This window comes from Wolbachia endosymbiont of Cruorifilaria tuberocauda (genome assembly GCF_013365475.1).
Taxonomy (GTDB): Bacteria; Pseudomonadota; Alphaproteobacteria; order Rickettsiales; family Anaplasmataceae; genus Wolbachia.
The window spans coordinates 478,743-503,628 of record NZ_CP046579.1 but is presented as its reverse complement, the minus strand read 5'-3'; the positions used below and the strand labels follow the sequence as shown (position 1 = coordinate 503,628).

At 32.4% G+C, this 24,886-nt stretch carries 15 protein-coding genes and 1 tRNA gene; 7 read left to right on the top strand and 9 right to left on the bottom strand.

Going from position 1 to position 24,886, the window contains the following annotated elements; translation table 11 throughout:
• Positions 1-410 precede the first annotated feature (410 nt).
• The 4 genes from GOY13_RS01960 to dnaG all read right to left on the bottom strand — a co-directional run bounded on the left by GOY13_RS01960 (position 411) and on the right by dnaG (position 7,257).
• Positions 411-566, bottom strand: coding sequence for a hypothetical protein (locus tag GOY13_RS01960; protein WP_175814151.1), 156 nt, complete (start codon positions 564-566; stop codon positions 411-413).
• A gap of 226 nt (positions 567-792) precedes the next feature.
• Entirely contained in the window at positions 793-1,470 is a 678-nt protein-coding gene (gene pyrF, locus GOY13_RS01955; protein WP_175814150.1) for an orotidine-5'-phosphate decarboxylase, read from the bottom strand.
• 546 nt (positions 1,471-2,016) lie between these two features.
• Positions 2,017-4,557, bottom strand: a complete 2,541-nt coding sequence (locus GOY13_RS01950) for a valine--tRNA ligase (RefSeq protein WP_175814149.1) — start codon at positions 4,555-4,557, stop codon at positions 2,017-2,019.
• A 930-nt stretch (positions 4,558-5,487) separates the two neighbouring features.
• Entirely contained in the window at positions 5,488-7,257 is a 1,770-nt protein-coding gene (dnaG, locus tag GOY13_RS01945; RefSeq protein ID WP_175814148.1) for a DNA primase, read from the bottom strand.
• 163 nt (positions 7,258-7,420) lie between these two features.
• Here dnaG and ubiG point away from each other — a divergent pair, with 163 nt between their 5' ends.
• A complete protein-coding gene (gene ubiG / locus GOY13_RS01940) occupies positions 7,421-8,587 on the top strand; it encodes a bifunctional 2-polyprenyl-6-hydroxyphenol methylase/3-demethylubiquinol 3-O-methyltransferase UbiG (RefSeq protein ID WP_175814147.1) in 1,167 nt (388 codons plus the stop codon).
• Positions 8,588-8,641: 54 nt separating this feature from the next.
• Entirely contained in the window at positions 8,642-10,180 is a 1,539-nt protein-coding gene (gene metG, locus GOY13_RS01935; RefSeq protein ID WP_175814146.1) for a methionine--tRNA ligase, read from the top strand.
• A 493-nt stretch (positions 10,181-10,673) separates the two neighbouring features.
• Here metG and GOY13_RS01930 read toward each other — a convergent pair whose 3' ends face one another.
• Positions 10,674-12,125 (bottom strand): replicative DNA helicase, encoded by a 1,452-nt coding sequence (locus tag GOY13_RS01930; protein ID WP_175814145.1) that lies wholly within the window; start codon positions 12,123-12,125, stop codon positions 10,674-10,676.
• Between the two features lie 117 nt (positions 12,126-12,242).
• On the opposite strand from GOY13_RS01930, the gene GOY13_RS01925 reads away from it, so the two are divergent.
• From GOY13_RS01925 to dcd, 3 genes are all read left to right on the top strand, one after another.
• A tRNA-Leu gene (locus GOY13_RS01925) sits at positions 12,243-12,326 on the top strand.
• 24 nt (positions 12,327-12,350) lie between these two features.
• Positions 12,351-12,953 carry an RDD family protein gene (locus tag GOY13_RS01920; protein WP_175814428.1) on the top strand — a complete coding sequence of 201 codons (603 nt, stop codon included), beginning with the start codon at positions 12,351-12,353 and terminating at the stop codon, positions 12,951-12,953.
• 302 nt (positions 12,954-13,255) lie between these two features.
• On the top strand, positions 13,256-13,813 hold the full coding sequence (dcd, locus tag GOY13_RS01915; RefSeq protein ID WP_175814144.1) for a dCTP deaminase: 558 nt from the start codon (positions 13,256-13,258) through the stop codon (positions 13,811-13,813).
• 181 nt (positions 13,814-13,994) lie between these two features.
• On the opposite strand, the gene pheT is transcribed toward dcd, so the two are convergent.
• From pheT to ygfZ, 4 genes are all read right to left on the bottom strand, one after another.
• Positions 13,995-16,313 (bottom strand): phenylalanine--tRNA ligase subunit beta, encoded by a 2,319-nt coding sequence (pheT, locus tag GOY13_RS01910; protein WP_175814143.1) that lies wholly within the window; start codon positions 16,311-16,313, stop codon positions 13,995-13,997.
• A 212-nt stretch (positions 16,314-16,525) separates the two neighbouring features.
• Positions 16,526-17,632: a D-alanyl-D-alanine carboxypeptidase family protein gene (locus tag GOY13_RS01905; RefSeq protein ID WP_175814142.1), complete on the bottom strand. Its 1,107-nt coding sequence runs from the start codon at positions 17,630-17,632 to the stop codon at positions 16,526-16,528.
• A 1,275-nt stretch (positions 17,633-18,907) separates the two neighbouring features.
• Positions 18,908-20,266: a DNA recombination protein RmuC gene (locus tag GOY13_RS01900; protein ID WP_175814141.1), complete on the bottom strand. Its 1,359-nt coding sequence runs from the start codon at positions 20,264-20,266 to the stop codon at positions 18,908-18,910.
• A gap of 1,075 nt (positions 20,267-21,341) precedes the next feature.
• Positions 21,342-22,142, bottom strand: a complete 801-nt coding sequence (gene ygfZ / locus GOY13_RS01895; RefSeq protein ID WP_175814140.1) for a CAF17-like 4Fe-4S cluster assembly/insertion protein YgfZ — start codon at positions 22,140-22,142, stop codon at positions 21,342-21,344.
• A 141-nt stretch (positions 22,143-22,283) separates the two neighbouring features.
• Here ygfZ and GOY13_RS01890 point away from each other — a divergent pair, with 141 nt between their 5' ends.
• Together GOY13_RS01890 and groL are read left to right on the top strand one after the other, a co-directional pair.
• Entirely contained in the window at positions 22,284-22,574 is a 291-nt protein-coding gene (locus GOY13_RS01890) for a co-chaperone GroES (RefSeq protein ID WP_175814139.1), read from the top strand.
• Positions 22,575-22,655: 81 nt separating this feature from the next.
• A complete protein-coding gene (gene groL / locus GOY13_RS01885) occupies positions 22,656-24,308 on the top strand; it encodes a chaperonin GroEL (RefSeq protein WP_175814138.1) in 1,653 nt (550 codons plus the stop codon).
• The last annotated feature ends 578 nt before the right edge of the window (positions 24,309-24,886 follow it).

The window sequence follows — 24,886 nt, the reverse complement described above, 5'->3', positions numbered from 1 at the left end:
ATAGCCTCATTATTTTAGGCTACCATTTAATAATTAGTAAAAATTATACATTACAGCAGTATAACAGAAAATCGATATATTGTATGCTCCTATTTTTTTCTGAAATGTATTGAACTTAAAGTAAAGGCTTATTTGCTAAACACGTGGCCTCCTTGAAATTTTAGTAATTCAATATATACTGTACAAGTTTTAGCTTGTCAGATTTAACTCACCCTATTTTATTAGAACCATTTTTACTTCACAAGCCAGAAGAACCCTTATTAAAAATTTACAACCTTTTTTACTTTGACTCTTAACGTTAACAAATGCGTCTATAAAACAACTTCCACAACATTTGATGTTGAACGCGTAATTTGTAAAGTTTAATAAAACCTTTTAAGGTGGTATACAGTATCTCTTGTAAGATCGGTTTAGATCAGTGCTGCCATCTCATCATCTACTCCTAAACTTTTTACCGCTTCTGATATACTAGCATGGCTATATCTCTCATAGTACAATTCAATACCTCGTATTTCATGTATAAGGTACCTGATTAGAAAATTTGTATACTGTAGAAAATCACTCATACCCTTTTCATTGATAAGTATATAATAACTTACTCCTTTAAGGATAGAGTTAAGAAAGTGTTTTATCTCTTTTTCTTGATGAAGAGCTACCTTTGCATATAAACCTCCTCTCTCCTTAAAAAGAGAAAATAAGTACCGTACTGCTAATTAACCAAAACAGTATATTACATATGGATGGTGGATATAGTACCTCTTTTTAGATATCATGTACCTTTTCTATCCTCAATCAAGCCAATGATTTTAGTATTAGTTCTACACTATTTCTAGGGCTGATGCTTTTGGTAATAGGCCTACCAATTACAATATAATCAGCTCCTGAATCTATGGCTTCTTTTGGTGTTGCAGTTCTTTTTTGGTCATCAAAATCATGATCTATGCGAATTCCTGGAGTAATGATTTTAAAGTCTTTCCCACACTCTTTACGCACTTCCTGTGTTTCCAGTGCAGAACAGACTACTCCATGTAAACCAATTTTTTTTGCAAGCTTTGCCAGTAAAATTACTTGTGATTTTGTTTCACTTACTACTCCAAGCTCGCTTAGATCCTCATTACTAATACTAGTTAGTACTGTTACTCCAATTAATTCCATTTTTGTATCATTCACTACATTTAGAGCTTCTTTTAGCATCCTTGTTCCACCACTAATGTGTAATGTTAATACCTCAACACCCAAAGCTTTCACTGCTTTGACAGTTTTAGTTATAGTATTTGGTATGTCATACAATTTCAGATCTAAAAAAATTGGTATATTGCATTTTGCAACTTTTCTCACTCCAGAAGGTCCGTAGGTAGCAAAGAATTCTAACCCAAGTTTTATCATACCAATTTTACCACGCAGAACATTAGCCAAAAATATGGCTTCATTTAAATCTTGCGTGTCTAGTGCACATACTATTGGGTTCATTATATATTTTTTCTTAATGCTTTTATAATAAACTATAGGATGATTATTGTATTTTGCAACTCATCACTGACTCTTTTAGAGCACCATCTATTTTTTTGCTATATGCCAATTTGCTATTCCTTTGGTTTAATTCTTCAACTTTACTTCCTAAACTCTCTTTTTTAGTAGAATTATTTAACTGATTAATTCCACTTATTATATTTGCAATTTCCTAGCTCTTTTTTCTAAAGTTACTTTAGCTATAATCTACGTTCTTTTCTAGCCCATTTTCTCATCTCTGCCAGTTTCCTTATATTCAGAATGAATAGATATAAAAAGAAATGAAGATATACTTAAAGTAACAAAAAAGCTTCATTCAAAGAACGAAATTGAGGTAAGGACAAAATGTAAGTGATAATGGAAGCATTACTGATTGACTATTCAAGGTAATAAAAAGTTAAGATATAGCTTTATTAGTCTATCTATTCATATCACCTCTTCACAAGCACCACGTAGCTATTAGCTTAATCACAAAGAAAGTCAAAACGACTCTATGCAAAACAAAAATTAATATAAACATACTCTTACAATAAACTTTTTATTTTCAGTCTCAAGTCCTGAGTGTATATCATCACTCCACTGTATCGCTTCAGCGTTGCATACAGTCTGCAAATCATTCTGCGCAGACAGATTTAACTTATCATCTTGTAAATTCCCTTTTATCATCAATTTTTTTACCGGGTGCTTGACTGATACAGTGTTATTTGTCTTTATTTCTCTCACAAGATTTAATATTTGCACAAAATTGCGCCCCATTTCTTCAGAGAATTTATCATAGATAAGTTCTTCTCTATCAGGCCAATTGCTTTGTTTATGTACAGAATTATAGCTATACAACTGATGGTATATTTCCTCTGTAATATATGGCAAAAAGGGGGCAAATAACCGAAGAATAATATTTAATGCATATGTCAAACTCTGTTTAGCACTCAAGTTTTCCTTGTTGCTAACTGAATCACCATATGCACGTTTTTTTACTAGCTCTAAGTAATTATCACAAAAATCCTTCCAAAAGAATTCTTTTACTGTACTTAAAGCCTCACAGTACTTGAACTGCAGTAGATCATTTGTTGTCTCCTCTATAACTTTATATAGCTTAGACAATATCCACTTATCCATTGTCTCACTGACAAAGTTTATACTCATTGGTTGGTGCTTTTCCATAAACATGGAAACAAACTTGCTTGCATTCCAAAGCTTTGTAATGAGACGTTTCCCGATTCTTAATATATTCTCAGAGTAAACTGTGTCAGCTCCAAGTCTTGAATTTGCTGCCCAATAGCGTACTACATCAGCACCATGATTATTAAGTACTGTATGAGGGGTAATAACATTTCCCTTTGATTTACTCATCTTTTTTTTATCATCAGATAAACACCATCCACTGATCATAATATTTTTCCATGGCAATGAATTTGCATGGTAATGTGCTTTCAAAATCGTATAAAATGCCCAAGTTCTTATTATCTCGTAGCTTTGACTGTGCAGGTCAGCAGGAAATATCTTATCGTATCGATGTCCTGGTAAATAGAACTCATTGTTTACTGCCAACGCGTTTAACTGAGGAGTAATTGCACTTGTAGCCCAAGTATCCATAACGTCTTGATCTGGAATAACCTCTTCTTTACTATACCCATTTGGTAAGTCTTTGAGTGGATCAATAGGTAAATCCTTTATATTAGGTAGGATAACTTGGCCTTCCTCTCCTTTGCGTTTTGAATACCATACTGGAAACGGCACACCAAAATAACGCTGTCTTGAAATACACCAGTCCCAATTTAGCCCCTCTATCCACATCTCCATACGTTTACGCATATTGCTTGGGTGCCAATTGCATTCCCTAACTTTATCCAATACCTGAGCTTTTTGATCCATGATCTTGATAAACCATTGGTAAGTAGGCAGTATTTCAAGAGGAGCACCAGATCTTTCTGCACATTTCACAGAATGAGAGATATTAATACTTTCTGTCAAGAATCCCTTATCAGTTAGAATCTCAATTATTCTTCTTCTTGCTATTTCAACTTCTAGTCTATTGATCTCATTAAGGATTCTAGAATCATGTATAACATCCTTTTTCATCATCCAAGTAGCCATTTCCCCTGTTACTCTATCACCTTGATATTGGAATATATTATTCAGGTAATCTGAACCTAGATTTATCTTTCCATCATGATCAATAATAATTCTCAATGGTAAATTGTACTTATGCTGCCAATATATATCTAGTTCATCACCAAAGGTACAACACATAACAAGCCCAGTACCTTTATTTGTTTTTACCCTATCATCAGCTATTATTGGAACTTTTGCTCCTGTTATTGGTGCTACAGCTATTTCTCCAATCAAATGAGTGTAGCGTACATCCTCTGGATGACAGAAAACTGCAACGCACGCTAAAAGCAGTTCAGGACGTGTAGTTGTTATCTTAATTTGCTCATTTTTTTCAGTAAAAAATACTATCGTATTCAAGGACGAATCAAAAACTTTATCTTCTATTTCTGCTTGTGCAATTGCAGTTTTATCAACTGGATCCCAAACAATTGGTTGCATTTTTCTGTATGCATACCCTTTGTTATACAAATCAATAAACGACATTTGGGAAAGTGCAACAGTTTCTTTGCTAATTGTGTGATATTCCAGACTCCAGTCGTAACTAATACCAACTGATTTGAACAATTCCTTGAATTCCTGCTTTGAGCCTTCAATAATTTTAAGGCACATTTCTATAAACCTCTCTTTACCAATTTCTTTTGCGCTAGTCTTATAGGCTTGCTCTACCAATCTTTCAGTAGGAAGTCCATTATCATCAAATCCAATTGGGAAAAATACATCTTTCCCAAGCATACGTTGAAACCTTGAAATAAAATCTGTATGACAATAGCTAAATATATGCCCAATATGCAATTTACCTGATATCGTTGGAGGAGGTGTATCTATAGTAAAGGTGTTGCCCTTTTTCCCATTCCACTTGTAAATTTGACTTCTCTCCCACAATGTGTTGTATTTAACTTCAATTTCTTTAAAACTGTACTTTCCTTCTAGCATAAGTATCTTTTTCTCTTCAACTATAAGTTAACACAATCAGGGCAGTTTTATGTAAGATTTTATAAGGATACTTTGATAAACATTACTTGATTTTAGTTTCGAAGAGTTATTGTTGCTTCAACTAGTACTTAATTTAGATTAAGTGCAACATCACAACATATAAAAAGTGTAATATTAGGTGGAGGAAATATCAAAGAAAGTCGAGCTATTTAAACAGTAAAAACGATTCTAGCTAGTAAGGCAATGAAATTTGTGATAGTAATGGTGAAAGTCAAAATCTAAAAGCTTAAAGCTGAATAGTTAAAGTAAAATACAGTATTAGGGAGAATAAATTAATTTCGAGTTAAAAACTTGTGTACAAATGCTAGACTTACTCTGCTTAAACATGTAGCTGTGATATAAAATATCGTAAAGGTTATTGAGCATAGTATCAACATCTGAATTATGGAAAATATGATATATTCATGCTTTCCAACTACTCAAGCAAGTAAAACTCAATTACAAGAAGCAAATTAAGAGTGATTCAGTATTAATAGTTCTGTTTCCTGCTAAAATTTTAGCTCTGAAAATAAGGGTATTCTTACTCACTTTTCTTCCCTCCTATGGGATTTATACCTTACTGAATTATTCTCGTAAGTCGTATAGTCTCTAGTAGACTAGACTACACCTTCTTGGTGTTTTTTAACCGATTTTCATTACTAAAATTCCTTTTTATTATAGTTATCTTCTTTGTCATCATATTTTACTCCTTCAGAAGGATGATTCTCGCACATAGCTCAGCTAAAACCCTTTAAAATTAACAATACATGGAAACATTAACTTGATACTAACGAATGGTACTAGCAACTCTTATACTAGCCAAGATCACAGGTGAGGGTACTTGTAATACTGTAGTTGAAATTTGCGAAGCAGTTTTTATACTTAACATGTTTATTTTTGAATAAACTCCATTTGCATTTTTTGTACACTACTTTCTATCTGCTTTACACGTTCTATCAACCTTTTCTCTAAGTCGAAATTGCCAGTAAGCCTCGCCTTGATTTTTTCTTCTTGTAATATATTTAGCTCTCTCAGTAACACCACGTTATTCCATACAATCTCTGCTGATTCCCTCTTATTTAATTGACTGTTTAATACACTAGTTTTTTCTAATATAAACCTTACAGTCTCAATATTGTCAGACTGCTCAAGCTTTTGTAATAACTCCTCCTTACTAAGCTTATCTACATTATTTATGTCGTCAATCATAAACTGATGCAGTCTTTTCATCTTTGGATTAGTAAACTCAAAATGAGAAAACTGCTCAAAGAATATAGGATAGCGTAAGATCTTGGGGAATTCTATCACTATACGCAGAACTATGGCTTCATTTTGTTCTTCCTTAATCACATCTGGAGACTTACCACAAAGATACTTACCTTCTATTGCTCTAATTTTGCTGTCGAAAACCTGCTCTTTAAAGCTTGTCCTTAATTTGCTAGCTTTATCGTAAAAGTAATTTCTGTAGTACCTCCGGATACTATTATTGCTAATAGCATTAATGTATCTCATAAACTTGTGTTCAAGAACCGAATATTTTTCTGGAGTAAGTTTTTCGTAGCTTTTTAGACTGCTATTGACTATGTAATTCCATAAATATTCAGAATGTAGTTCTGTTGAATAATCGAGCATAGAAAGTACTTCCTCTTTCTTGTATTCTAGTTCACTACATACATCATACGGATCTTTATTGTCTGATAAAGTTACAAACTTCAATACATATCCAGGTTTTAGCATGGATAAAGCAAATTCTGCAACTCTAGTTGCTGCATTACGTCCAGCATTATCGCCATCCATGCATATAGAGATTTCTTTAGTAAATCTCCACAAATTTTTTATCTGCTCTGCAGAAATTGCAGTACCAAGTGAAGCAACTGTATTACTAATTCCTGTCTGATGCAGAGCTATCACATCAATATAACCCTCAACTACAAACACATGTTGTTTTTTAAGTATTTCACTTAAAGCAAAGTTTAGCCCATATAAATTTTCCTTTTTTCTAAAGAGCTGACTCTCTGGACTATTTAAATATTTCGGATACTGCCCCGAACCTAGCACACGCCCACCAAAACCAACAATTTTGCCTGCAATATTATGTATAGGAAATATAAGTCGATTACAAAAATAATCGCGAAAATTTTTATTTATTAAGCCAACATCAATCAGAACTTCATCTCTAACACCATAAGAATTCAAATATTCTTTTAAACCAGAGCTCGGTGCATAACCTATCCTGAATTTATCTACGATTTTAGGTAAAATCTTACGCTGTTTTAGATAATCTAAAATTTTTCCGTGACTTTTTTGTACAAACCAATTTGTAGCTAGGTTTAGTGCTAAAAAAAGTTTATTGCTTTTCATAAACTTAGCAACACTAAAATTTCTAGGTAACTCAATATCTGTGATTAACATCAGCTTCTCTAACGCTTCTTTAAAACTCAGGCCTTCAGTTTGAGAAATAAATTCAAATACATCCCCATGAGCTGAACAACCAAAGCAATAATATAACCCCTTAGTATCGTTTACAAAAAAAGATGGAGTTTTTTCATTGTGAAAAGGACAAAGACCAATAAAGTTGTCTCCTCTTTTTTTTAGCTTAACTTTATTACCTACTATGTCAGATAACAATAGCCTTGACTTTATAGTATCTATATAATCCATTTTATTGAGTGAGTTATAGTAAGAATTGTATAGGATTTATGAATGTTTAACTCGAAATTTATTTCAAGTTCAAGATCAATGAAAGACTAGAATTACTAAGCAACTTGACAAAAAGGATAAAACTACTTACTTATATTAAGTACCTTTGAGTCATAATTTTTATATGTCAGATGTGATATCTATTGCTTCAGATCATGCCGGTTATGAGCTAAAATTGGAGATAAAGTCTTACCTGAAAGTCTTGGGTTATGCAGTGGTAGATCATGGCTGCACTGCCGAACAAAAGAGTGTAGATTATCCAGACTACGCCGTTAAAGTTGTAGAGGATATAACAATCAAAAGAGCAAGTTATGGAATATTAATTTGTGGCACAGGTTTAGGTATGAGTACTGTAGCAAATCGTTTTGAAGGGATTTATGCTGCTTTGTGTGATAGCGTTGAGATTACGAAATTAGCTCGTGAACATGGCAATGCAAATGTATTGTGTCTTGGAGCAGGGTTTATCAGCAATGAGTTAGCAAAAAACATAGTTAAAGAATTTCTCGGAACAGAATTCTCAAAAGAGAGCAGACATAAGAAGCGTCTTGATAAGCTTAGCAATATTAATAAGAAAAAAAACACACAAACTTACGATGAAGATGAGATGTCAAAGTTTGCTAAGGTAGCAGCTGAATGGTGGAATGAAAGTGGTAAATTCAAGCCATTACACATGATGAATCCTGTGAGGGTATCTTATATTATCAAGAAAATAAAAGAATTAAAAAAATGCGATCTGAGTGAGATATCACTTCTTGATGTTGGATGCGGTGGTGGCATTTTGTCAGAGTCAATGGCGCGTGTTGGTATTAATGTTGTAGGAATAGATGTATGCGAAGAAAATATAAGAGTAGCACAATCTCATGCAAAAAAAATAGGATCAAATACAGAATACACACATGCTAGCATTGAAGAATTGAGCAATAACAAAAAATATGATGTAGTTTTGCTTATGGAAGTAGTTGAGCATGTAAATAACTTAGGGTTTTTTATAAAAAAAGCAATAGAATTGCTAAAGCCGGAAGGATTAATATTTATATCTACAATAAATAGAACTATTAAGTCCTTCTGTTTTGCAATAATTGGTGCAGAATATATATTAAACTGGCTACCAAAAGGTACACATAATTGGAATAAATTTCTAAAACCATCAGAAATTGCAAATTACCTAAGGGAAAATAATGTAACACTGCAAAATATGGCTGGTATGGAGTACAATGTGATAAAGCGTGAGTGGAATTTAACTGAAGATGTTGGTGTCAACTATATACTGTGTGGCTCGGTGAGTAATTAATCTATTGATTTTTATCACTAGTATAGGTACGATCAAGTTTTGAAAGTTGCACTAATGAAGCAATTCGAGAATTTTTATATCACTACTCCAGTATATTATGCAAACAGCAAGCCACATATTGGTCATGCATATACCTCTCTTTTGTGTGATGTAACAGCAAGGTTTATAAGATTGACTGGAAAGTACGTTAAATTTACTACTGGTACAGACGAATATGGACAAAAAGTTGAAAAGGCAGCTAAAGTACAAGGAATGGAGCCTAAGGAATTTGTAGACAAAATAAGCACCTCATTCAAAAAATTAGCTAAATCTATAAATTTTGAGTATGATGACTTTATCCGCACTACGGAAGAACGTCACAAGAAAGTAGTTATAGCTTTATGGAATAGGCTTGAAGAGAGAGGGCAAATATACTTAGATTCTTACTCAGGTTGGTATTCAGTACGTGATGAAGCATTTTATCAAGAATCAGAGCTAATAGATGGCAAAGCACCAACAGGTGCCGAAGTCCAGTGGATAAAAGAGGAGAGTTACTTTTTTCGTCTATCAGATTGGAGGAGCAAGTTATTGGAATTATATCAAAATCAACCCAACTTTATCTTTCCTGAGAACAGGAAAAATGAAGTAATATCATTTACAAAATCTGGGCTAACTGACCTTTCAATCTCTCGCACTAGTTTTAATTGGGGAATAAAAGTACCAGGTAATGACAAACACGTAATTTATGTTTGGGTAGATGCATTAGCTAGTTACCTTACATCAATAGGTTTTTCTAGCATTGAAGACAAGGAATATAAAAATCTTTGGGCAAATGACAATTCTTGCAATATTCACGTAATTGGTAAGGATATATTACGTTTTCATGCTGTATATTGGCCAGCAATTCTTCTTGCAGCAGGATTACCATTGCCAAAACAAATTGCAGTTCATGGTTGGTGGATAAATAAAGGAGAAAAAATATCCAAGTCTCTTGGCAATGTTATAGACCCAATCAGCCTAGCTGAAGAATTTGGCATTGATCAACTACGCTATTTTCTTCTTCAGGAAACAAGCTTTGGTCAAGATGGTAACTTCAATAAGAAAAATATGGTCAATCGAATAAACTCTGATTTAGTAAATAACATAGGCAATTTAGTCCAAAGAACAATTTCATTCTTACATCAGCAATATTCTGGAGTTATACCAACAATTAACAGAAATTTACTCAAATATACTGAATGTTTGCCAAACTGTAAAGCCATACTAGACCAAGTGATGAATCATATATCAAAGTATGAATTTAACCATATCATATTTTTGATTATCAATATCTCATCTGAAGCCAACGCTTATATAGACAAAAGTGCACCATGGATCCTAAGTAAAACTGACAGGGAACGTATGAATTTAGTAATCTACAAGTTATTAGAGTATATTAGAATAATTGGTATTTTACTACAACCAATTATTCCAAAATCAGCAAAGATAATACTTGACCAATTGCAAATTTCAAATGAACAACGCAATTTAAAATATTTGTGTAGTGGATGTGTAAGCTCAGGTATAATTTTACCTAAACCTACACCAATTTTCCGAAGGTTGACACTCGAATAGAATATGCAGTATAGCTCTGAAGTTCCTCTTTTAAAACATTAGTTTGATTATGCCTTAACTAGGATTAGCAGTAGATAGATTCAGTGATTTTAATATTATCAAACTGTACTAACATGGGAATAGGGGGATAATTATAAAAAATGAGGTAGATAGGTTTCAGTTAAATTAAGGAACATATTATGATGCTATCACCAGCAAATTAGTTAACAATATTTATTATTTAGATTAAATAGAAGTTAGCACTATCCTCTTTATTCAGATGTTTAATTTCCATGGCTAGAACTTTTATCCCTTTCAAGGATAAAAGTTCTTTGAACTTGAGTTGCCACTTTATTTTCTAACTCAAGAATTTTCTTGATCTTCATTTTTCTAATACTGAAAGTAATCTACTAAAATTAATTATTAAAATTTTAATATGAATAAAAATGAATCAACTTTACTAACAAACTAGCAGACATAATAAGTAGCGGATATTAATGAATATCTCTAAAAACTATGAGTTATTATGCCTTTCAGTATAATCTTTAAATACACCACGATTTGAGTCAAAATACAGTCTCACACTGCCAATTGGTCCGTTTCTTTGTTTTGCAATAATAAGCTCTGCAATGTTTCTGATTTTCTCCATCTTCTCTTGCCACTCCCTATGTTTATTACTTCCTTCACTTGGCTGCTTTCTTAGTTCATAGTACTCTTCTCTATAAAGAAACATTACTATATCCGCATCCTGTTCTATACTCCCTGAATCTCGCAAATCAGCAAGTTGTGGCTTTTTATCATCTCTCTGTTCAACAGAACGTGAGAGCTGAGACAATGCAATAATAGGAATATTCAGTTCTTTTGCAATCGCCTTTAAACCCTGAGTTACTTCTGAAATTTCTTGTACTCTATTTTCGTTACTCCTTTTGGTTGTTCCTTTAATTAATTGAAGATAATCAATAAATACCACTTTTACATTATATAGTTGATATAGCAAACGTATTCTAGTACGAAGAGCACTAATTGATAGTGCAGGAGTATCATCTATCATAAAAGATAACTCGGATAATCTTGTACTAGCATTAACAAATTCATGAAGTTCAAAATCACTAATCCTCCCGGTTAATGCCCTATAATAACTAACTCCTGAATCTATAGTAACTAACCTCGCAGCTAATTGCTCTGCTGACATTTCAAGCGAAAAAAATGCTACATAGTGTTGCTCATTTCCCCTCTCTTGTAAAACTTTACAAGCATTAAGCGCAATATTCAGTGCTAAAGCTGTCTTACCCATAGAAGGTCTTGCAGCTAAAATCAATAGATCAGATTTCTGTAGACCACCAAGAAGCTGATTTAAATTTTGAAGTCCAGTTGTAATGCCTAACGCTTCTGGATTATTTTTTAGTGTATTTATCCTTTCAACTACATCTTTAATTGAACTTGCAAGTTTTACATACGTTTTCTCGCTTTGTTTTTTCACCGCTAAATTGAATAGTTTAGTCATTGCCTGTTCAATTTGAATCTGCGCAGGATTCTCAATGTCATAGCTATAACTATCATCAATTATTTCTTGCCCGATCTTAATCAAGCATCTTCTTAAATAAGCATCGCGTATTATTCTAATTAAACTATAAATATCAAGTGCAATACTTGCTTTTGCTGCAAGCTTTGCAAGATATTCGACTCCACCACACTTTGTAAATGCTTCATTATTCTCAAAAAACATTTTAAGGCTTAATTCATTAGCAACTATGCCATGTTTTCTAGTTTTTGATATCTGCGCAAAAACACTTTGATGCACTGGGTCATAAAGATTATCTGCTGCAAGCATATCTTCAACTGCATCACAAATTCTATTATCACGAATCATTGCACCAATGAGCATTTGCTCTGCTTCTAAGTTATGCGGTAATTTACATATTTCCTTGTTTATATCTCTTGAATCTATAAAGTTAGGCCGATTCATTTCAAGTTTCCAGAGCAATTGGAATTATTGTATGGCATTTTATGTTTATTTGGAAGAATATAATAAAGGTGAAAAAATTTGACTAATTCTGTGTTGCCTATAGCATTAGAACTTAAAGCTCCTGTGGTGGAATGGCAGACACAACAGACTCAAAATCTGTTGCCTATAAAGGGCATGCTGGTTCAAGTCCAGTCAGGAGCACTCAAGATACTGAGAAATGCCATTATGTTGCACAAAATTTTTAATTGTTTATTCTCTATCTTTCCTTCTTTAAATGCCATTCAAAAGGTAAAGAAAGATGAAAACGGTATATGTTATGTAACAGGACTCAAACGCTATGTATCAATATTACTTGATTTGATTATTATTGTTTCATTCTTGCAGTTTTGCAGTCAAAACATGAATCATCTCTTTATAAATTCAGAAGATAACAAAGTACTAAGCCAAATCTCTGCAAAATATCAAATGCAGGTGTCACTTTCTACAGAAGAAAGGGCAGTGCAGAAAAGATTTGTCAAACTATTGATCCTAAATCAAATAGCCCAGTTCGTTGCACTCTTCACTTATATCATATACATGTGGATAAAGTTTGCTGCTACACCTGGAAAATTATTACTTGGACTCAGGGTTGTAGATGTACAGACCTTCAAGAAGGTAACGATAAAACAAGCGACGAAGAGATTTCTTTCTATATTGTTGTCATCTATACCATTACTTCTTGGCTTTTTATGGTCAAACTTTGATAAGCGATGTCAAACTTGGCATGATAAAATTGCAGGTACAGTTGTTGTTACAAACAAAAGTCTTGAGAAGAAATCTAAAGGGTAGTGGCTTTTGTATCCATTCGGTATAGCAAAAGGTGATTATGAAGGTATTTAAAGCATACCATATTTAGGAATTACTATCCAGTAGTTCAATTGTATATACTTTATTTAATTTTCCATACTAATTTTAGTATTAAGCGCAGAAGCGGTAAGTAAGGGAGATACCCTGGCAAAGGTTCACGTCTTTAATCAGTTTCATGTGATTACTAACACAGCTAGCAATGAAATACAGAAGCTGCCTGCTATAGTTTACATTTAAATTTTATTTTATATTATTGTAAGTATTATATAACTTTAAGGATAACCATGACAGTCATGCCAGATAAATGGATAAAAGAAAAAGCTAAAAACTTTGGGATGATAAAACCTTTTGTGAGTTACAAAAGCAGTAAAGGCATCATATCTTTTGGACTGTCATCTTATGGATACGATGCAAGGATAGATAATAAATTCAAGATCTTTACTAATGTCAATTCAGCTATTGTGGACCCTAAGAACTTTTCTGAAAATAGCTTTATAGATAAGGAAACAGATGTATGCATAATTCCACCAAATGGTTTTGTACTTGCAAGTACAGTTGAATATTTTCGTATACCAAGAAATGTACTGGTTATTTGTGTTGGTAAATCAACTTATGCAAGGTGTGGAATTATAGTAAATGTTACTCCCTTAGAACCTGGATGGGAAGGTCACGTCACGTTGGAGTTTTCAAATACCACTCCGCTTCCTGCAAAGATTTATGCTAATGAAGGTGCATGCCAATTTGTATTTTTACATAGCAAAAGTGAGTGTGAAAAATCATATGATGATATGAAAGGGAAATATATGAAGCAGTGCGGTATTACTTTACCACTGATAAAGTGAATTACTATAAGAGTCAGTGGAGCGGTTCTTCTTTACTCTGCTGTTGTTATTCTACAAAGATTCTTTCAGGTTATATCGTAAAGATTCATCAAGAATAATTCGGTCAACTAGATAGTACCTTTATTAACTTAACCAGGTAGAGCACTTTGAAATATGCTCTACAACTATTATCAAACAGACTTTAGCTATACCTTAAAACCCCTCCAGTATTTTTACACACTAGATTAACTATAGCAGCTGATTCTTTTTGGATTTCTTCTTCAGTTAAAGTGTGAGTTGGAGAGCAAAAGGTAACTGATAATGCTATAGATAGCTTATTCGGATCCATATCATTTCCATGATATATATCAAATATAGAAATATCTGTAATCATCTCTGAGCTTTTTTTTACTATGTTTATTATATTACCTGTTGCTATATCTTTATTTACAATAAATGCAAAATCTCGTTTCACACCCTGATACTTATAATCGATAAACTTTTTACTACTTGTAGGTAAATTACTGATATCTTCTAGCATCACTTCAAAACCGACAACTTTCTGCTTAATACCAAAAAAATCTAATACATTAGGATGTAACTCTCCAAAATGACCTACTATTTTACCTTTGAAGGAAAAAGTACCTGACTTTCCTGGGTGATAGTACTCCTTCCCTGCTTTTTCTATAGTTAAGCTATCACAGTTAACGTTGAAAAACTCTAAAGCCCTCACGAGGTCAGCTTTTACATCAAAAATATCCACCTTTCTGTTAGAACTATAATGGTTTCGCGGTAAGTCATTTCCTAGCTTGATTTCACTTAAAACATGCTTAGTTTGGTTTAGACTATCATAAATAGGTCCAATTTCAAAAATTGCAAGATCAGACACACCATAAGCAATATTATCTGCAGCAACTTGTAACAAATTTGGTATGATACTTGGCCTCATTATATTAAAGTTGCTGTTAAATGGGTTGTTGATATAAAACAACTTATCTAAGTAACCAAATCTTTCAGCTATTGATTTACTCATAAATGACCAAGTAAGAACTTCGTAGGATCCTCTACTTGTCATTAGACTACGCAAACCATCTTGTATATTTGTTTCTACTGTACCATTACCTATTAGTGGCTCCTCTTTTATCTTATCATAGCCATATATTCTCACTACTTCTTCAACTAAATCAGCAGACATAGCAATATCTGATCTCCAGCTTGGTACTTGTACATCCCAACTATTCTCACTTCTTTTATCAATACTGAAACCTAGTCTTGTTAAGATATCAAATATCTCATCATGTGACGCAGATACACCTCCAAGTTTGTTCACATCATGATAATTAAAGTCTACTTTAGCATCAACTTTGCTTAAACTTCCAGCAGACACTATACTTAACACCTCTCCACCACACAAATCTAAAATCATCTTAGTTACAAGGCTTAATCCATCAAATTTACGGTCAACTAAGCGCGCAAATCTGTAACTTGAGTACGTAGAGATACCCAGTTGCCTTGAAGATTTAATGATAGAAATAGGCTCAAACCAAGAAGACTCTAAGAAGATATCGGTGGTCTTAAGAGTACATTTACTATACTCACCACATATAACCCCAGCAATTGCATGAGTATTTTTGTTATCAGCAACAACACTTATATCTTTATTTAATAAATATTCCTTACCGTTTAAATCAGTAAATTTTTCTTCACTGTTTGCCTTGCGTACTATAAGCTCTCCTTCTATTTTTTCTGCATCATACACATTTACTGGACAGCCAAAAGATATCATAACATAGTTAGTAATATCAACTATTGTAGAAATAGAAGGTATCCCTATCGATTGTAGCCTATCTTTTAGCCATTTTGGACTTTCTTTATTTTTTACGTTTGCAATATATACTCCACTAATGAAACTCTCCCCATCAGTAACTTTGACATGTATAGAAGAATCCATCTTTCTTAAAGAAGTCAGAAAATGAGATTTATTTTGAATTTTAATGCTGTTTGTTGTAGTAATGTCAAAGTTAGCAAAGGTCTTTAATGTTCCAATTCCAGTTGCTGCCAAATCACGTGCTATTCCATAAACGCTTAGGCAATCTCCACGATTTGGAGTAACACTTATATTAATCACAGGACTGTAATTGGAAAATTTATCTCTTACTTTAGAACCATCAGAAAGCTTGATTATTGACATATCCTGTACTTTTACAGGTTTGGTTATAAAATCACTTTCTTGCAAACTACCAAAAGATACAAGTATAGTTCCTATATCTCCTCCAACATTTTTCGCTTCGCAAGCTACTTCAAGAACTTTGCTGCCATCATCCACTTTATATGATTTTAATTTATCAGTATTTAGATAAGGCCAGTTTTCTAGTGACTTCTTAATAGCAAATTCAGCCAACTTATGGTTATCAATAACATCTTCTACCTCTAGTCCTATATAAGTTAGTTTATCAATAATTTCTTCTAAACTAGCACTGGTTTCTAAATGTTCTAGCAGCCAAGATAAAGTAAATCTCATTGATTTAAACTAAATAAAAAGGAATAAAAAAAGTTATTGTAATATAAAATATAGGATTTTAAAATCTGTAATTCTTGATTCTTTTCCTAATCTAGGATTAGATATTCAATAAGACATATCTTTCTAAATTCTTCAATGAAGGAAATTAATCAAGAGAAGTGAAATAAATGATATTTTCAATGATACTTAAAACAAGCTTTTTTATTTAAATTTTAAAATAATATTCTAAAGAACTTTTCTATATAATTTAATTCCTGTACATCATTTACTGCATAAAGTGGCACGGTCCGTTGCTTGATACCTGGTATTTGTATAAAAATCTTACCCATCTCTTGTCCTTTTTTGATCGGTGCAAGTACCATATCTCTATACTCAATGTGAACTTTAATTTGATCATATAAATTATGATTATATGTTATAACAACATCGTTTGCAACTGTGACTGGTACTCTTTTGCTTTTCCCATATAGAACATTTACTTCCTCAACTACATCATCTTTAGTGAATATTTTTTTAGTATAAAAATGATCTAAAGAGTATCGGATCAGCCTTTTTGCTTCCTCTATTCTCTCTTCTCCAGTACTTAGACCGTTTACGACAACAAAAACTCTCCTACCATTTCGTTTTGCAGATGCTACAATTCCATATGCACCAGCACTCGTGTAACCTGTTTTTAATCCGTCAACCCCAATACCATGAAAAAGTAGAAGATTTTCATTTCTTTGTGAAATATTGTTGTATGTCAGATATTGCTCAGAAAATAAATCATAATACTCAGGAAAATCAGTGAGGATCCTTTTCGCCAGTACTACCAAGTCTTTTGCACTCATAAAGTGATCTTCGTCTGGCCAGCCACTTGAATTAACAAAATGACTATTATTTAGAGCAAGTTTTTGCGCTATTTCATTCATTTCAATCACAAAATTCTCCTCTGATCCAGAAATGCCTTCTGCTAATGTTATACAAGCATCATTGCCTGAAACTACTATAATTCCTTCGAGGAGTTTTCTTACTGTGACAAACTGACCTTCTCTTAAAAACATGGAAGAGCCTTTTCTTGACCATGCTTTTTTGCTTACTCGAAATTTGTCTTCCATGTTTATTATTCCAGCCTTTAAACAGTCAAAAGCTATATATAAAGTCATTAATTTGCTCATTGAAGACGGTGCCATCTTTTCATCAGAGTTATGCTCAAAAATGAATGAATTCGAAGATAAATCTAGAATAACAGCTTGCTTTGCTTTAGTTCTAAATTGATATGAATATGAAAAAAAAGGGAACGAAAAAACCAGTAGTAAGATTACCAATTTACTTAGCATATCCATAATTTAAGCTTTAAGTATACTTAAGAGTATAATTATGAAGAGACATTACAATGAAATTAAGATAAAACTTCCACACATAAAATGTAACTTGCTAGCACTAACGCATAAAACTAGCTAAAACATTTTAAAATGCAGAAGTTATGAATGTAAAATAAAAAAGTGCCCTTACTGCATCCAGTCCTGTACTGTAGGAGAAGTTAAATGAATAACTTAGTTCAAGTGAGCAACTCTAAATAGATAAAAATTCAAATAGCAATGCTGCCTTGGAGCTACATGGCAATAGTGGATTTTACATATCACATATGGTATATAACATACATACAGTATTCACCAGCATAGGCTCTGCTATGATAACTACTCATGTAATTAAAACAGACTAAAGCTTTAAAGAACACACTAGGAATTTAATTATGAAGCTAATGAAGCCAATACAAAATTACAAGAAATAAATCCATTAAAACAAAGTGGATATGAAACATTCTCTGCTAAAACGAATTAGCATCAGCAAACCTATATGAAAAAGATTCTAGATTCTTAAGAGAGACTCGATAAAGAATTTTTAGAGTTCTTAAGGAATTAAGAAAGTTCTGTTGTAAGTTGATACTACCAATAAGAGTGCTATTTTTTAGGGACATTATAAGCAAATTAGTTCAAGATAAAGAAAGTCTAAAAAAGAAATTGAAGCTAGCGTAGGAATCTCCGTGTTTTACTCCTAAAGCTAGTGTACTTCAGGTACCTATTTAATGTTGTATAATTTGAACATCCAGAACAAGCTTACAATGTTAAAATACAGAATCAGGTAGAGCTATAATAATCTCTGGATAAACCTGCGCAAATTGATCACATTATAAGAATAACAGTACTAGTGAAAAAAGTTTTTACTTTATCACTTATTAAATTATTAAAGCTAATAAAAATAAAAGAGATTAGCTTCCAAACATAACTGAAACATCCTTAAAGGATAAGATGAAATCAGTGAAAAGACACTAGAAAACGTAATATCAGAAAGATATAATGATCAAGATAGCATACAAAAGTTAAATAGATTAGATTGGTTAGGAAAAGAATTCATTACCTAGGAATAAAAAGTAAAGTTAGGTCATATGAGACAAAAATTGAAGTATCAGGTGATATTGGCTAATAGTATTAAAACACTATACTCTATATTAGATTTACAATCTATCAGTTAGTGAATTAAAGGACTAAAGGAAATACCAGCATATAACAGATGATACTTAGATTTTAGATTATGGAAGCAAATATAAAAACCTAATCTACTTTCAGTTCATCAGCATGTAAGTTTTGTGGTAAAAACTCGAGTTCCTTTGCTTGGTTTAATTCTTTATTTTTTGTATGTATACCAAGCTTGTTAAATTTCCGAGCAATAGGAAGCACTCTTGCTTCAAGCGTACCGATAGTTCTATTATAAGAATCAACAGTACTTTTTAGGCTTCTACGTAAATTATCAAAATTTTCACCCATTGTAGAGATACGTTCATATAAAATACGACCAAGATCACTGATTTTTTTTGAATTTTCAGCTATTATTTCTTGCTTCCACCCGTAAGCTATTGCTTTCAATAGTGCAATTAAAGTAATTGGTGTTGCAATAATCACTTTTTTTTCCACTCCAATCTCTATTAAAGCAGGTTCATATTCTAATGCTGCACTAAAAACCCCCTCACCTGTCAAGAAAAGTATTACAAGCTCTGGCGTATTCTCAAACTGATTCCAATACTCTTTTTTACTCAGATCACTTATATGTTTTTTTACTGCTAAAGAATGATTTTTTAATTTCTCCTTTTGTACCTGCAAATCATTTTGTGAGATAGCATCCAGGTAAGAATCAAGTGGTACTTTAGCATCTATTATTATTTGTCTTCCAGATGGCATCTTGACTATTAAATCAGGACGCAATAAATTAACTTCATTTTTATCAACTACTGAAGGCTGGGTAAAAAAATCACAGTATTCAACCATTCCAGCCATCTCTACCACTCTTTTTAACTGTATTTCACCCCATTTCCCTTTAGTGTGAGGCTTGCCTAAAGCATTAGCAAGACTATAAGTTTGGTTTATTAATACTCCAACTTGATCTTTTAAGCTTCTATAAGCTCCTATTCTTTCCTTCTCCAGCTCACGTATTTCGCTATCAAACTTTTCCAATCTTTCTTTTATTGGAGCTACAGCTTCATTAATTGTTTTCTGCCTTTTTTCAAGATCATTTTCTGTTTCCTTTAACTTGCTATTAATTACTTCCTTTGCTAGGTTTAGAAAATTATTACTATTCTCCTGTAAAGCATCAATGGATAACACTTTAAAAGTATTTGTAAGCCTCTCCTCTGCTTTCTTTAATAGCTCTATTTCTCTTTTCTTCTCTTCACGTTCTTTTTGCAAGGTTACTACGAGTTCTATATTACTAACTTTTAAATTTACTATTTCTTCATCTTTACTCAGTAAAGTCTGTTTTATCTCTTGAAGTTCAAGCTCCAACTTATATAAATTACCTTTAAGATTTTCTACATTTATCTTTTCTTCACTTAATTCTTTGTTCTTTTTATTGCTGATATGGTAAAATACTAATAAGAAGAAAAAGTTTAATCCAAAAAATATGTAAACAGAAATCATCAAGCACAAGAAGACCTTACTTATAATGCTACACAATTTTTGGATAAAAAACATTTAAAAAGTGCTTTATTATAAGTTGATAAGTTAATCACGTGATCAGTATATTATATCTCTATTTGGTTAGTGCATTTTTTAACTTTCGTATCACCCCTTATATGAGCTTAGACGAGGGTTTACAATTCCAAATACACTCGAAAAGTTAGGAGGTATTATCTCAATTTTTGATTATATATATTGCCAGAAGCTCACACCTTTTCATTTCTCTGTTCATTACCACTATAGATTGCGTTTCCTGTAGCTTCGATTATTTCCAACTAAAATTATGTGACTACTTTCTATTACATTTTTTGAGTTATCAACTAGCAGCTTAATATTTTCTAATAATTCTATAACTAGCATGTCAATTGATAATAAAGCCTAAAGAATAATTAGGCTAACAAATTGCTCATGTATTATGTTACTACATAACAAAAAAAATTATTTTCTCAATTACTAAAGCAGTTTTACAACTTAATTTTTAACAATTTGGTAAATTATTACGAACGAGATCAAGAGCACGATTGAAAATCTTTTTTATAATTTTCACACATTTAAGTCCTAAAAGGATTACCACACATAAAATTTAATACGTCAGCTATTTTGTACTTTAATGGAAGATGTATGGCATAAAAAGTAGCTTTATTCTTATGCTATAGCATAAGTGATTTGGATAACAAAGTCCACTTGTAAGATTTAGTTAATTATTTATATATTAGCAGTGACAATTTCTTTGATTGATCACTCTATCACAAAACATCTTAAATTTATCAGATTAGTGTAATGTAAAAGTCTATAATAGATAGCACTTTAATTCTATTTCTTCCTAAGAATAAAGGGCAATTCAATTGAATTGAGTATAGAAAATTTATTAAAGAGATACAGCTACTGTAATTTTACTATGTATTATTTGATCTACAAAAAACATTTTTAGTTTTTCACTAAATTTTATAGTTTAGTATTCAGATCAAAAATAAATTTTAATTCTATATTTTATGGCAACTGCTATAGTTGAATCCTTGGCATAACCTCAATACTATTAGTACACAGTTATTTTAATTCCATCGGCACACAAATTTGCATGACTCCTCTCAGTATTAAGCAACGCAAGCCCAGTCTTATCCACACTAGAGCGCAATTCACCTACCTTTTCATTATTTTCATTTACTATTTTAGCACCAATATTTGGCAATATATTATCCCCTTCCACGTAATAAAGTTTCCTCCTTAATGTTTTTTGCCTACTCATCCGATTTACAACTTCCTGTCCTATATAACATCCTTTATTAAAGCTTATGCCATTTATCTTATCAACTAAATATTGCAGAGGGAACGATGAATTCTGCACCATATCTTTTGCTCCATCTGGAATAAGGTTTTGAATTCTGATTTTTTCATATTGAATAAAATCACCTATTGCTTGCTTTATTTCATTTTTTTTATGTATTATTCTCATCCCCAAAGACTTATGCCTTGGATCATGAAAAATAACCTGTGATTCATTACTTGGTTTTGCTAATTTAGTATTGAACAAAACACCTATCTTATATAATGCACTGACATCTCTAATCTTTACTCTCAAGTAAGTTTTAAGTAAATCTAGTTTTTCAATTATTTGTTGTAGATATATGCTCTCACATTCTAAAAATGTATACTCACCATGCTCAATAAGAAAAAAATCATATAGATACTTTCCTTGAGGACTAAGCAGTAGAGAATAAATAGCTTTTTTACTGCTCAAATCATCAATATCGTTTGTTATAATACCTTGTAGAAAATCTCTTGTATCTGGTCCATATAGAGCTACTACGCCACGGCTTTGTAATGGTATATAACTCATACAGTTTTTACCTATAAATCTAGTTATATTATACAATACTGAATATTCCTTGTCTTCAATATTTTAGATGCTTAAGCCCTTGAAATCTAGCTTATTAGTACATATATAGGTTTACAGGTTAATGTTGATGAGGGAAAATAAATGTCGAGCGTAAACTTAAATGTATTGGATGATAGTGTTCTGATTAAACCTATCAGCGAAGAAAAACAAGGTGGGATTGTGCTTCCTTCAAGCGCTGAAAAAAAACCTACTAAAGGTGAAGTCATAGCAATTGGTGAAGGTTCACGTAACTCAGGTGGTGAGCGCATGCCCTTAACTGTAAAAATTGGTGATAAGGTATTTTATCGTCAATGGGCTGGTACAGAGATAGAGCACAATAATGAAAAGTTTATTGTAATGAAAGAGTCCGATATACTTGCTATCGTTAAGTAGCATTTTTTTCATTTTACTCAAGTAAAATACAATAATATTGTTATAGTTTTCTAAATTTTTATTAATAATGAGGTTATAAAGATGACTAATATAGTAGTATCAGGTGAACAGTTGCAGCAGGCTTTTCGCGAAGTTGCAGCAGTAATAGACTCAACAGTAGCAATAACTGCAGGTCCTAGGGGAAAAACAGTAGGTATTAATAAACCTTATGGGGCGCCAGAAATTACAAAAGATGGCTATAAGGTAATGAAAGGCATCAAGCCTGAAAAACCGTTAAACGCTGCGATAACAAGTGTATTTGCACAAAGTTGTTCTCAGTGTAATGACAAAGTTGGTGACGGTACAACAACATGCTCGATATTAACCAGCGGCATGGTAATGGAAGCTTCAAAGTTGATTGCTGCTGGAAATGATCGTGTCAGTATTAAAAATGGAATGCAAAAGGCAAAAGATGTAGTCTTAAAAGAAGTAACATCAATGTCCCGTACAATTTCTTTAGAAAAGATAGATGAAGTAGCACAAGTTGCCATAATTTCTGCAAATGGTGATAGAAGTATTGGTAATAGTATTGCTGATGCTGTTAAAAGGGTTGGAAAAGAAGGTGTAATTACCGTTGAAGAAAGCAAAGGTTCAAAAGAACTAGAAGTTGAGCTTACTACTGGTATGCAATTCGATCGTGGTTATCTTTCTCCGTACTTTATTACAAATAATGAAAAAATGATTGTAGAGCTTGATGACCCATATCTCCTGATTACAGAGAAGAAACTTAATATTATTCAGCCTTTGCTTTCTATTCTTGAATCCGTTGTTAAGTCTGGCAAGCCTTTGCTTATTATTGCAGAAGATATTGAAGGCGAAGCATTAAGTACTTTAGTTATCAATAAGTTACGTGGTGGATTAAAAGTCGCTGCAGTAAAAGCTCCTGGTTTTGGTGACAGAAGAAAGGAAATGCTTGAAGATATAGCAGCCTTAACTGGTGCAAGGTATGTTATAAAGGATGAGCTTGGAATTAAAATGGAAGACCTAACTCTTGAAGATCTCGGCATTGCCAAAAATGTTAAAATTACTAAAGATAATACTACAATCGTTAGTGAAAATAGGGTCACTAATAGGGTGAAGGCTAGGATTGACCAGATCAAATCCCAAATTGAAACTTCAACTTCTGATTATGATAAAGAAAAATTAAGGGAGCGTTTAGCAAAACTATCAGGTGGTGTTGCTGTACTAAAAGTTGGTGGAGCAACTGAAGTAGAGGTCAAAGAACGTAGGGATAGAGTTGAGGATGCACTACATGCAACAAGAGCTGCAATTGAAGAGGGTATAGTTCCAGGTGGTGGAGTTGCACTTCTTTATGCTTCATCTGCCCTCGATAAGCTAAAAGGTATAGGTGATGAAGAGCAAATAGGTATAAATATTATCAAGAAAGTTCTTAGTGTACCTATTAAAAGATTAGTTAAGAATGCTGGTCTTGAGTCTGCTGTGATAATTGATTATTTGATTAAGCAGAATAATAAAGAACTTATATATAACGTTGAAGCTATGAATTATGCTAATGCGTTCACTGCTGGTGTTATTGATCCAGCAAAAGTTGTACGTATTGCTTTTGAAACAGCAATATCTGTTGCAAGTGTGCTAATTACAACTGAATCTATGATAGTTGATATACCAAGCAAGGATGAAAACTCTTCTTCTCCTATGGGAGCAGGGGGTATGAATAGAATGAATGACTTCTAATAAACAAAGCCTTTGGAGCAAGAGAACCTACTCTTGCTCCAAAATAAAATCAAGAAAGTTATAAAACATGATCATTTCGATAATATAGGTCTTACTACTGATATTATTTATTGATGTTTTTTTGAGAGATTAATTACTAAATTAGTATAGGTTATCTGAAATATTTTAAATGAATTGAAATGTGATAGCTGACTATAATCAAAAAGTACTCGGGTAACCAAAAAGATGCAAGGCTACTATATATGCTAATGAGGTTTTCCACTTTACTGAAAAAGATACTATTTAATCTTTTATCTATTAATTGTCTGTTTTACATTTTTTTAGAAATATCTTCCAGACTGTATTTAGGAAAAATTTATACAGAAAATATGGACAAGAAATGCTACTAACAATCTAAGAAAAGTCCCACAGCTCAAGTTTTCACTGTTACTAAAACACCATTTGCAATATTGAAACAAATAGTGAAATGTACTTTTGAAAGAGCCACGTTCTACAGTATACCAGAAACCACTGCTGAGAAACATGAGTAGGATACTAGATAGTTCAATAGCCTCAGTTTATAGAAAAATAATATCATT